8 protein-coding genes and 1 pseudogene are annotated in these 12,451 nt (G+C 48.9%); 3 read left to right on the top strand and 6 right to left on the bottom strand.

The annotated features are described in order from the left end of the window. Positions 1 to 176: 176 nt before the first annotated feature. Entirely contained in the window at positions 177 to 1,100 is a 924-nt protein-coding gene (locus B5X72_RS14705) for a carbohydrate kinase family protein (RefSeq protein ID WP_176146225.1), read from the bottom strand. A 41-nt stretch (positions 1,101 to 1,141) separates the two neighbouring features. Further along, entirely contained in the window at positions 1,142 to 2,470 is a 1,329-nt protein-coding gene (locus B5X72_RS14700; protein WP_079717663.1) for a sugar porter family MFS transporter, read from the bottom strand. Positions 2,471 to 2,831: 361 nt separating this feature from the next. Here B5X72_RS14700 and B5X72_RS14695 point away from each other — a divergent pair, with 361 nt between their 5' ends. Together B5X72_RS14695 and B5X72_RS14690 are read left to right on the top strand one after the other, a co-directional pair. Further along, complete coding sequence (locus B5X72_RS14695; RefSeq protein ID WP_079717662.1) at positions 2,832 to 5,618, top strand: substrate-binding domain-containing protein; 2,787 nt, start codon at positions 2,832 to 2,834, stop codon at positions 5,616 to 5,618. 59 nt (positions 5,619 to 5,677) lie between these two features. After that, positions 5,678 to 6,082, top strand: a pseudogene (locus tag B5X72_RS14690) (glycosyl hydrolase 53 family protein); the annotation flags it as partial. 15 nt (positions 6,083 to 6,097) lie between these two features. Here the strand turns inward: B5X72_RS14690 and der are convergent. The 4 genes from der to recJ are packed head-to-tail and all read right to left on the bottom strand — an operon-like array spanning position 6,098 to position 11,461. After that, entirely contained in the window at positions 6,098 to 7,399 is a 1,302-nt protein-coding gene (gene der / locus B5X72_RS14685) for a ribosome biogenesis GTPase Der (protein WP_079717661.1), read from the bottom strand. A 53-nt stretch (positions 7,400 to 7,452) separates the two neighbouring features. After that, positions 7,453 to 8,964 (bottom strand): GH3 auxin-responsive promoter family protein, encoded by a 1,512-nt coding sequence (locus B5X72_RS14680; RefSeq protein WP_079717660.1) that lies wholly within the window; start codon positions 8,962 to 8,964, stop codon positions 7,453 to 7,455. Between the two features lie 2 nt (positions 8,965 to 8,966). After that, complete coding sequence (lptB, locus tag B5X72_RS14675) at positions 8,967 to 9,701, bottom strand: LPS export ABC transporter ATP-binding protein (RefSeq protein WP_079717659.1); 735 nt, start codon at positions 9,699 to 9,701, stop codon at positions 8,967 to 8,969. A 59-nt stretch (positions 9,702 to 9,760) separates the two neighbouring features. Next, entirely contained in the window at positions 9,761 to 11,461 is a 1,701-nt protein-coding gene (gene recJ / locus B5X72_RS14670) for a single-stranded-DNA-specific exonuclease RecJ (protein WP_079717658.1), read from the bottom strand. Between the two features lie 204 nt (positions 11,462 to 11,665). Here recJ and B5X72_RS14665 point away from each other — a divergent pair, with 204 nt between their 5' ends. After that, positions 11,666 to 12,445 (top strand): MBL fold metallo-hydrolase, encoded by a 780-nt coding sequence (locus B5X72_RS14665; protein WP_079717657.1) that lies wholly within the window; start codon positions 11,666 to 11,668, stop codon positions 12,443 to 12,445. The last annotated feature ends 6 nt before the right edge of the window (positions 12,446 to 12,451 follow it).

The raw sequence follows: 12,451 nt of genomic DNA, 5'->3' as shown, positions 1-12,451 counted from the left end.
TTTTAAAAAAACATCCCTATAAGCAGTCGAAAACCTCGTCTGCTTTTACTTCTACAGTTTCGTGATCGGAAACTAATCCGATTACATGTAACGTGTTCCGTTACGTTGGAGCAAGGGGTTTAATGATTGCTAGGTTCATCATTTTAATTGGTTAACGTAATATGATTAGTTAAAATTTATTGTTTCCATTGTATGCTCTCCAGATATTTCTCCCACATAAACCGATTGAGGTCCATGCGTGAATAGGGTGGACATGCGCCTGATTGTGTGGTCACATAAGCACCGAGGGTCGTTGCAAACTCCAGCATATTGTCGCTGGTTTCGCCGCGTAGCTTTTGTGCCAGAAATGCCGCAAGAAACGAATCACCGCTCCCTACGGTGTCCTTGACGTCCACGGATACAGCCGGATAATCGTGTCTGGAGTTTGGCGTATAATAGGACGCCCCCTGCGATCCCTTAGTCACGATAATCTCCTGTATGCCATAATAGTCCTGTAACAAGCCAATACCGGCATATTCATCGCCCGATCGGTTACCCAGCCAACCCGACACCGCTACCAGTTCGTGAATATTCAATTTGATAGCATCAGCCGCTTGCATCAACTGATCGACAACAGCAGGCGTGTAATGGGGTGCCCGAAGATTGACATCGAATAATCGGTAACGTGCCTTTCCCAGCAAGCTAAGTAATGTATCACGGCTGGCTTCATTTCTGGCGATGAGGCTACCATATACCAATACATCAGCGGCTTGTAGGAGTGTTGCAAAGCGCTCTTCATATTGGATGAAATCCCACGCCACCGGAGCTATGATCTCATATAAAACTTCATTATCAGCTCCAATACAGGCTATTACTTTGCTGGTTTCGTGGTCGCTATCGATCTGGATGTTTTCCGTGGACAGCCCAATGTTGTCCAAAAAGCTGCTCAGTTCCCGCCCCGCCTCATCATCGCCGATGCGGCTGATGATGGTGCTTTGAATACCTAGACGATTGAGATGATAAGCAACATTCATCGGTGCCCCGCCGGGTTTCTTTCCCGAGGGAAGCATATCCCAAAGGATCTCTCCGAAGCACACTACGTTTTTGTTTTCTCCGTTCATCCTGTTTAGCACTATGGTTAATAATATTCGCTTTCCTTTAATTAATGCATCATATTCCCGCCAATCTGCTCCAGTGATTTCCCTTTTGTTTCGGGCATGACCTTCCATACAAACAACAACTGCAACACCATAAATCCTGTGAAAATCAGAAACGTATCTCCACCGCCCAGGCGCTCAGCCAACATTGGGAAAAAGAATGTAATGACGGCAGCCATTACCCAGTGGGTCAAACTACCCAAGGTCTGCCCTTTGGCCCTGACTTCATTGGGAAATATCTCCGAAATAAATACCCAAATCACTGCGCCTTGTGAAAACGCAAAAAACGCGATGTACACCATCAAGTAAATGGTCACCGCAATACCATCAGGTTCGGCAGAGTAAAACGAGTGAGACACCAGTCCCAAAGCGGCGATCAACCCGAATGACCCGATAAGCATCAGTCTGCGCCGACCGATTTTATCAATAAAATTGATAGCAATCAAGGTAAACGTAAAATTGACCAAACCGATTCCCACGGTGGACAACAACGAACTCTGAGCGCCTAATCCCGCCATCTCAAACACGCGGGGAGCGTAGTAGATGATGGCATTGATCCCCGACACCTGATTAAAAACGGCAAAAAGAATCGCTAACATCACCGGTAAACGGTATTTTTTGCTGAATAGCGGATCTGCTGCCATATCCATTCGCCCAACTTGAACCGACGCCAAGATCGATTCCATGTCTTTCAGGTAGTTTTGCGGATTAATACGTTTCAGTACGTGAATAGCCGCGTCTCGGTTTTGGCGGTAAAGCAGCAGCCAGCGCGGACTCTCGGGTACAAAATGGATAAGCACATAAAATAGGGCAGCGGGAAACGCTTGTACCCCCAGCATCCACCGCCAGGAATGTTCCCCCCCTTGACCGATCAGGTAATTGGAAAGATAAGACATGAGGATACCCAACACCACATTGAATTGGAATAAACCGACCAGCTTACCGCGCCGATCGGGCGGGGCGATTTCTGAAATATAAATAGGCGCTGTGACCGAAGACACGCCTACACCAATACCTCCGAAAAACCGAAAAACTATAAATATATGCCAGTCAAAGGCCAATGCAGTACCAATGGCGGAAAAGAAATATAAGGCGGCTATAATAAACAGTGTCCGCTTGCGCCCCAGCTTATCAGACGGATATGCCCCCATCAATGCCCCAACGACTGTTCCCAATAACGCGATAGCCATCGTAACGCCGTGCTCCACCTCGGACAGGTTCCAGTAAACTTGTACAGCCCTTTCGGCTCCGGAAATGACGGCTGTGTCAAAGCCGAATAGAAACCCCCCAAGGGCTACTACAAAAGACCACGCTGTTATGTTGTTTTTTGTCATATTCTAAAAATAGCACTTAAATTTGATGTCTAAATTGGTTATCTCAACGGGAACAAAATTGAAGCTTGAAATCAACGTTTGGATAAAAATTTCGTTCATTTTTGTTTGTTTTTGTATCAAAACACAATTGATTGAAAATCAAATAAGTATTCTTTTATGTCAGAAATAATTTTAGAAATCGTATCATGAAATTTAAAAATTATTACACTTGTTTGGTTGTTCTTAGGCCGCTAGGTTAACCTTTTTTAAGCCTTGGTTCTTTTTTCGTTAAATTTGCCTGACGAAATTTTAAGGCGCTACCTCGATGCCGTACACGAACGTGTACGGTGGACTTTGCCGATTCGTCAAAAATTTATAAACCATGACATATAGCAAGCTAGGGATTTGGTGTTGTTTGTTGGTGGCACTGGGGTTGCAGTCTTGCTTCATGCAGGACAACAAGCCTCGAGTAACCATTGCGTTTTCCCAATGCGTGGGCGATGACGCTTGGCGAAAGACCATGTTGGAAGAAATGAAACGGGAACTCTCGTTCCATTCCAATGTTGACTTTATTTATCGCGACGCAGAAAACAGCAGTGAAAAACAAATCCTTCAACTTCACGAATTAATAAAGCTTGCCCCGGATATCATCATCGTATCGCCCAATGAAGCGGAACCACTTACGCCCATTATTGACGAGATTTTCAGGAGCGGCACGCCAATTGTCGTCACCGATCGCAAGACCTCCTCGGGATTGTACCATGCGTATGTCGGGGCGGATAATTATAAGATCGGCTATATGGCGGGCCAATACCTTGCCAATCAACTGCGGCACAAAGGACGGATCAGCGAAGTCACGGGACTACCGGGATCTTCGGCAACGATCGAACGCCAGAAAGGCTTCCATACGGCGCTTGCAGCTTATCCAAAAATACAGGTTGTCGAGAAAATCAATGGACAGTGGTTAATCGACAAAGCAAAAGAGGGCGCCCGCGAAAAACGGGCTCAGCTTCTTTCTTCGGATGCGATATTTGCGTACAATGATCAAATGGCGCTCGGTGTCCATCAAGCCCTTTCAGAAGAAACACCTTTTTATTCAGCAAAAATCATGGGTGTGGACGCCCTTCCTGGAGAGAACAACGGGATGCAATTCGTTTCCGAAAATATCCTGTATGCATCCATGTTGTATCCCACGGGGGGAAAGGAGTCCGTGCGTACCGCAATGGCTATCCTAAACGGCGATGCCTATCAGCGAGACAATATCCTTAACACCCTGGTGGTTGATTCAAGCAACGTTGAACTCATGCGTTTACAGACCGACAAGATTATCAGTCAACAGCGTGATATCGACCACCAGCAAGCCCTGTACGCCACACAACAGAAGATTTTCTCCAATCAGCAACGCGCCCTCCATGTGCTTGTGGTCAGCCTCGTATTGGCTGTTGTATTTGCCGGCATCTCGTTTTACGCGCTGAAGGCAAATTGGGAAAAAAACAAGACCCTGGAAACCCAAAACAACGAGATTCTTGGGCAGCAAGAACAAATTATGGCGATGACCCGCCAAGTAGAAGAAGCTACAGAGGCTAAAATCAATTTTTTTACCAACATCTCGCACGAGTTCAAAACCCCGTTATCGCTGATGCTGGTGTCTTTAGAAGAATTAATCAAGAACGCGAGGTTGTCGGAAGAAACCCGTCGTTCATTGACGTTGATCAAAAAGAATACCCTGACATTGGAGCATTTGGTATCGCAATTAATTGATTTGCGGCGGGTTGGGTATGAAAATGTAATAGTAAAGGTCCGAAAGCAAAACCTAGTGGTTTTTTGTAACAATATTGTCCAAGCTTTCCGCCCGCTGGCAAAGAAGAAGAGCATCAACCTGCGCCTTGAAAGCCATGTGCAGGATGCGGAGTTGTGGTTTGATCGGGATTTAATGGAAAAGGTGCTATATAACCTCTTATCCAATGCATTTAAATTCACACCTGAAAAGGCCAGTATCGTGATGAAAATTGTCTCCCCGGCCGATAAATCAGGGCATATCCAAATTCAACTCTGCGATGAAGGATATGGGATTTCGCCTCATGACATCAATCATATCTTTGACCCTTTCTTCCGCAGCGGGCACCATGCCAACGGTTCGGGAATCGGGCTGGCGCTGTGCAAGGAGATCGTCGAGTTGCACCACGGAACGATTACCGTAAATAGCCAAGTCAATGTGGGCACCACGGTGATCATCAATTTGCCCGTGGATGACCATGCTTTTCAGGAAGAGGAAAAAGACTATACACCGGTCAATGAGCACGAACAGGCAATGCTGGAGAGCGACAAAATCTTTGCAGTGCTGGAAAACGAATCAAGCGAAGAAAAGGAAGAAGAATTGGCTTCAGACCTTCCAATCAGGGAATATTCCATCCTGATCATTGATGACCACGAAGGATTGCTCAACTTCCTGTCAAAAAAACTATCCGGATCCTATGTGGTGTATACAGCTTCCAATGCTAGGGAAGGATTGGAACAAGCTCACCGCCAAGTTCCCGACTTAATCATTTCGGATGTCTTGATGCCGCCCGGTGAGTTGGGGACCGAAATGGTCAGAAAACTCAAAGCCGACGTCCGCACGGCGCATATTCCCGTCATTCTCCTGACGGCGAGGGATTCAGACGAGCAAAAACTGGCCGGGCTGGACTCATTGGCGGACGCGTACATGACCAAACCCTTCAAGATGGATCACCTACTAAGCTTGGCAAACAACTTGATAGATAATCGGAAAATTCTTCATCGTCGCTTTAGCAGTGATGTTGTCGAGCTCCGGCCGGTTTCCAAAATATCACCTGAAGATCGGCGGTTCCTTAACGAACTCGCTGCCCTGGTCGAAGAAAATATCGCTAACAGTGAAATGAACGTTGACTATCTTTGTGAGTTACTCGCTGTATCTCGCATTCAGCTATATCGAAAAGTAAAGTCATTGCTTGATTGTAGTATCAATGACTACATTTCCTCACGTCGCCTTCGCAAAGCGAAGGTGTTGCTTCAAAAGGGTGTACAGGTCAATAATGTTGCCTACCAGACAGGTTTTTCTTCCCCAGCTTATTTTTCGACGGCTTTCAAAAATAAGTATGGCGTGTCGCCGTCCTTATTCAAAAAGAAAGGCGTCGCTGCCTTGCGATAAGCAGCCTCTTTTCGGCGATGTAGGGTTGCCTCCAACTAGGGCGCACGCTTCGTAATTGGTTTGATAATGCCCGTAAGCACGGCGCTAAGTACGATGTGATCGGATTGTCGTATTATCCCTGGTGGCTGGAGGGTAAGCCGGATTATACGTTATCCATAGACGATCTGGCAGCCAACATGAATAACATCTCAAAACGCTATGGAAAGGAAGTGATGGTTGTCGAAGTGGGTGGCGAGGACAATCAAGCCCAAAACACTTACGACATGCTGGTGGCTGTACAGCAGAAAGTAAAGGAAGTGCCCAACGGGAAAGGGCTTGGGGTAATCTACTGGGAACCGCAGGGCGCCCGGAGCTGGAGCAGGTATCCACTAAGCGCTTGGGGCGACGATGGCCGGCCTACAAAGGCACTGGATGCTTTTTTGGTAGACCTTACGACCAGTTCTTTCGGAACCGATAGCGGATAGCGTATTCGCTTCCATTTATTTCTGCCGGAAATACACCTGTACGGGAACGCCTTCAAAATCGAAATGTTCACGCAGCTTATTTTCGACGAAGCGCTTGTAAGGCTCTTTGATATATTGAGGCAAGTTACAGAAAAAGGCAAACATCGGTGACTTGCCGGCGATTTGCGTGGCATACTTGATTTTGATGTATTTGCCTTTGATGGCTGGAGGTGGATAGTTCTCAATAATGGGCAACATCACATCGTTCAGCTTCGAGGTTGGTATTTTCTTGACCTTGTTTTGATAAACGTTGGAAGCGGCTTCGATGGCTTTGAAAATCCGTTGCTTTTCGGTTACCGAAGTAAAGATAATGGGTACGTCTGTAAACGGGGCTATTTTCTCCCGGATGAGCTCTTCGAACACTTTGGTGGTCTTGTTGTTCTTATCGATCAGGTCCCATTTGTTGACCAGGATGACCACGCCCTTACGGTTCTTTTCGGCCAAGTGGAAAATATTGATATCCTGCGCTTCGATGCCTTCCGTGGCATCCAGCATGAGGATGACAACGTCCGATTCTTCAAGAGCCTTGATGGTACGCATCACGGAGTAAAACTCGATATTTTCCTTTACCTTGGTTTTGCGCCGCAATCCGGCCGTGTCAATAAGCACAAAATCGTGCCCGTACTGGTTATAATGGATGCGGATGGAATCACGCGTGGTGCCTGCGATGGGCGTCACGATGTTGCGCTCCTTCCCCACTAAGGCATTGATAAGCGACGACTTGCCCACGTTGGGCCTGCCGACGATGGTATATTTCGGACGTTCGTCTTCCTCGGCCTCCTCCTGCTGGAAATGCGTCACCACTTCGTCCAGCAGTTCGCCGGTTCCTGATCCGGTGATGGAAGAAACCGGATAAATCTCGCCCAGCCCGAAGCTGTAGAAAATGGTCGCCTCCTGCTGCAAAAGCGGATGGTCTACTTTGTTGACCACCACAAATACCGGCTTTTTGCTGCGCCTCAGGACGTCGGCTATGGCATCATCCAAATCCGTAATGCCTGTGGTCACATCCACCATAAACAGAATGACCGATGCCTCTTCGATGGCGATGAGCACTTGCTCCCGTATAGCCGACTCAAATACGTCGTCAGACCCGTGCACATAACCGCCGGTATCGACAACCGTGAATTTTTTACCGATCCACTCACCCTGTCCGTAATGGCGGTCGCGCGTCACGCCGCTGAAATCATCCACGATAGCCTTGCGGCTTTCCGTTAAGCGGTTATAAAGGGTGGATTTTCCAACGTTAGGCCGTCCTACAATTGCAATAATATTTGCCATAAGGCTACAAAGTTACGGATAAGGAACGGGAGTCCAATAATTTTTCTCTGGCGCTACCGCAGCAGCTTCAGGATATCATCGATATAAGTACGTTCATTGGCCAGGCGGGGCACTTTATTCTGCCCGCCAAGCTTCCCACGCGATTTCATCCACCGGTAGAATGTGCCATCAGGTGCGCGGTGAATAATGGGGAAACGCAATGCCAGATCATTGAACCGCTTGGCATCGTAGTCTGAGTTGACCGCCCGTAAGGTGGTGTCAAGCACCTTGCAGAATTTATCGAAATCATCGGGTTGCTCTTCAAATTCGATAATCCACTCGTGTGCGCCGGCCTCGCCTTCCCTGAAGTAGACCGGTCCCGCCGTATAGTCGCGAATGGAGGCACCGGTCTCTTTACATGCCTCGTTCAGCGCATCATCGGCATTGTCCACGATGACCTCTTCGCCGAACGTGTTGATGTATTGCTTCGTACGGCCCGTAATCTGTATCCGATAGGGATGCAAACTGACAAACTTGACGGTATCGCCCAGCATGTAACGCCACAACCCCGCATTGGTCGATATAATGAGCGCATAATTTTTGCCCAGTTCCACTTCATGAAGGGCCAGCGTTTTGGGGTGCTCTTCAAATAGATTTTCCATGGGAAGGAATTCATAATAAATCCCATAGTCGAGCATCAGCAATAAATCCTCCGAATCCGATTGGTCTTGCAGCGCGAAGTAACCTTCTGAAGCGTTATAATTTTCCAGGTAATACATCGTATCCGAAGGGATGAGTTTCTTGAACTGCTCGCGGTAGGGTTTGAAGCTCACGCCCCCGTGGCTGTAGAACTCCAGGTTCGGCCACACTTCCAATAGGTTGTCTTTGCCTGTGATTTCAAGGATGCGCTTGGCCAGCACGACATTCCAGGTGGGCACGCCCGACAGGTTTGTGACATTTTCATGGATCGTTATCTGGGCGACATTCTCAATTTTTTCTTCAAAATTGGGGTTTAATGTGGTCTCGACGTCCGGTGTCCGGTGAAACTCCGCCCAAAAGGGCAGGTTTCGGATAAGGATGGAAGAAAGATCGCCGTAGTACGAATCGGAATTGAAGCTATTGATCTGCGAGCTGCCGCCCAATACCACCCCTTTGCCCGTCAGGATTTTCGTATCCGGCCGGTTGTGGCAGTATACCGTCAGCATGTCCTTGCCGCCCTGGAAATGGCAGTCTTCCAGGGCCTCCTCGCTCACCGGGATAAATTTGCTGCGATCGGCCGTGGTTCCCGACGACTTGGCAAACCACTTCACGTCGGAAGGCCACAGGATATTCTGCTCGCCCTTGATCATGCGGTCGATATAGGGCTTCAGGCTGTTATAGTCCTGTATCGGAACTCGTTCCTTATACGTCTCGGGCGTCAGAATAGAACTGTAATCGTATTTTTTGCCCCACTCGGTGGCTTCGGCAGTGGCGATGAGGCTTTGGAACCATTCATCCTGCACTTCATGCGGATATTTCATGAAAAGCTCGATCTGGTGGATACGCTTTTTCATGATCCAGGTGAATATCGAATTGATAAAGGCCATGGTTAAAGTTTTTTCCTTCGCAGCTCAAAATTGCGGCCCAGGTAAAATTTCCGGGCCATCTCATTGACGGCTATTTCTTCCGGTGTACCCGCCAGCATGATTTTACCTTCGGTGAGCAGATAAGCGCGATCGGTGATGGACAGCGTCTCCTGCACATTGTGATCGGTGATCAAAATGCCGATGTTGCGGTGCTTGAGCTTGGAAACAATGGTCTGTATTTCTTCCACTGCGATAGGGTCTACGCCGGCAAACGGTTCATCCAATAGGATGAAATTTGGATTGGCAGCCAGCGCCCGGGCGATCTCGGTGCGGCGGCGCTCACCACCGGAAAGCAGGTCGCCGCGGTTTTTACGGACCCTATTGAGGCTGAATTCGGCCAGTAGTTCTTCCAGTCGGTCCTTACGCGCCGCTTTGTCTTTATGGTGGATCTCCAACACCGCCATGATGTTGTCTTCTACGGACAGCTTGCGAAATACCGAAGCTTCCTGCGCCAGGTAACCGATGCCCTTTTGCGCCCTGCGATACATCGGATCTTCGGTAATCTCTTCGCCATCCAGGTATACATGCCCATCGTTGGGTTTGATAAGCCCCACAATCATGTAAAACGATGTGGTTTTACCCGCTCCGTTTGGACCGAGCAGGCCCACAATCTCCCCCTGAGCAACCTCAAAAGAGACGTCATTGACTACCGTCCGCTGCCGGTATTTCTTAATGAGGTTTTCTGCTTTTAATATCATAGCTCAAATTGCCCTTCCGGCGATGATTTTAAGTCAATGTAAATCTATAATCGTAATAGCTAAATCCGGATGTCTTTCACATTCAATTGGATACTTCGTTTATCGCGCCATACGTTCTCTTCAACCGCATAGCAGACATCAAACGGCCTGCCCGTGTTGATGGCTTCGGCGTATGCACCCAATCCAAATCCGATACAGTCAAACACTGCCGTATTCTTCTGCCTGATGGACATCTTCAAGTGGCTTCCCCCCACCACCATGGCAGGTCCGCAGGCCTGCACTTTTTTACTCACGAAAAGCGGCGCCTCATTCTGCGGGCCAAATGGCTCGAATTGCCGCAAAATACGGAAAAATTTGGCATCAATATCCGATAGCTCCAGGATTGCATCAATGAGCATCTCCCGCTGGAGCATACCGGGCAGGATGCTCGCTGCCACAACTTCCTCAAAACGCTGTTCGAACTGTGCGATATTTTCTGGTTTCATGGTGAGTCCGGCGGCATACTTATGCCCGCCGAACTGGTCAAGCAAGTCGCTGCAGGCGTTCAGTGCCTCGTAGAGGTCGAATCCCACCACCGAGCGTGCCGAGCCGGACACGTGGCCATTCGTCTGTGTAAGCACTACGGTAGGCCGGTAGTACTTTTCGGTCAAGCGCGTGGCCACGATGCCGATGACCCCTTTGTGCCAATCGGGCCGAAAAACCACGGTAGATTTCCGTTGTTGCAGCACCTCATCGCCATCGATAATGGCAAGCGCCTCCTCCGTGATGCGCAAATCGAAATCCTTCCGCTGCGAATTTTGCTCATCGATGCTGCTACTGTAAACGGCCGCTTCCTGCAGGGACTTACTGATCAGTAGTTTCACCGCGTCTTTGGCGTGATCTATCCGACCGGCGGCGTTGATGCGCGGCCCGATCTGGAAAATAATGTCGTTGACGGTAAAATGGCCGCTCCGATGGGTAGACAGATCAATCAACGATTGCAGCCCGCAACAGGGATTGCTGTTGAGTTTCTGAAGGCCAAAGTAGGTTAGTATCCGGTTTTCACCGGTAATGGGTACGATGTCTGAAGCGATGCCAACCGCAACCAGATCCAGGTACTGGTAACACTGGTTGATGTCCATGTTGTTTTTCTGGATGAAGGCCTGGATAATCTTGAAGCCGATACCGCATCCGGGCAACTCTTTGTAAGGATACGGGCAATCCGAACGTTTGGGATCAAGCACGGCCACCGCCTCGGGAAGAAGTGGCCCGGGAAGATGGTGGTCTCCGATAATAAAGTCGATACCCTTTTCGCGCGCATAAGCGACCTTATCCAATGCCTTAATGCCACAATCCAACGCAATGATAAGCGTGAAGCCATTTTCGGCCGCGTAATCGATACCCTGAAATGATATCCCATACCCTTCGGCATAGCGATCAGGCAGATAAAACTCCAACCGCGAATGAAATTGCCGGAAAAAGCTGTACACCACGGCCACGGCCGTGGTGCCATCTACATCGTAGTCGCCATAGATAAGTACCTTCTCCTTATTCCCGATGGCCTGCTCGATGCGGGCGATGGCCTTATCCATATCACGCATCAGAAAGGGATCATGCAACAGGGACAGATCCGGACGGAAAAACCGCCGGGCATCTTCAAAATGCGCGACTCCCCGATTGGCCAGCAAATCAGCCAATACCGCACTGATGCCCAACTCCTCGCGGAGTCTCTGCGATGCTGCCCGGTTGCTGCAAGAAGCAATTGCCCACTTTTTCTGCATATGTTTCCTCTATAAAAGCTGTCTCTCCATGGCAAAGGAGCGATCGGTAATTGCGCAGCATTCATGGGCACCAATGAAGGCAGACCGCGGCGAATAAACTGCGCAGCGCTCATGAATGCCTGATGAAGCATGCACGTATGAATAATTTGCAAACAAGGCAAATTTAGCTAAGTTTGTACACTACGAAGGGGTAAAGATAAAAACATGCAAGCACATTCCTTATTCGAAGGTTCATTTTCCGTAGATTCGTCCAAAAAATTCATTCCATTTGACGCAAGCAAAGACAGTAAGAAAGACCGTCCGGGGTCGCTGTTTATCCATGTACATCCATTTTTAATCGAATCGGCAAACGGATTGCTGCTGCTCGATACTGGCATCGGCCATGTCAATGCCGATGGCGGCCTGCAACTCCATGACAACATCCGAAAGGCCGGCTTTGACCCCGGTGACGTACGGTACGTGCTGCTGTCGCACCTCCATAAAGACCATGCAAGCGGAATGGCCATGGAACAGGATGGAACATTCAGGCTGGCCTTTCCCGATGCCGAGTATGTCATACAGGAAGGTGAATGGGAGGATGCTTACAGCGGCAAATCCGATTCGTACCGGACCGAAATCTTTGATGTGCTGCAACGCAGCGGCAATTTGCTGCTCGTTGCGGGCGACGGTGTGCTGAACAACGAAATCAGTTACGAAGTATCGGGCGGCCATACACCCCATCACCAGGTTTTTCATATCCGTACCGGTGGCGAGCATTACTTTTTCGGAGGCGACGAAGCTCCCGAGCCGGAGCAGTTTTTCCGGCAGTTTGCAGCAAAATACGACTATGACGGCCGCAAATCCATGGGGCTGCGCCAGCAATATTGGGAGCAGGGAAGTAAGGAAGGGTGGATTTTTTTGATGTACCACTCCACCAACATTGCCATCGGCCGGCCTCAGCAAAAAGAAAACGGCGGCTACCGGCTGGTGGAGGCCGCCGATTAGCAAACG

The organism is Parapedobacter luteus (genome assembly GCF_900168055.1).
Lineage (GTDB): Bacteria > Bacteroidota > Bacteroidia > Sphingobacteriales > Sphingobacteriaceae > Parapedobacter > Parapedobacter luteus.
The sequence above is the reverse complement of the archived record's forward strand: the minus strand, read 5'-3'. Positions and strand labels throughout refer to the sequence as shown.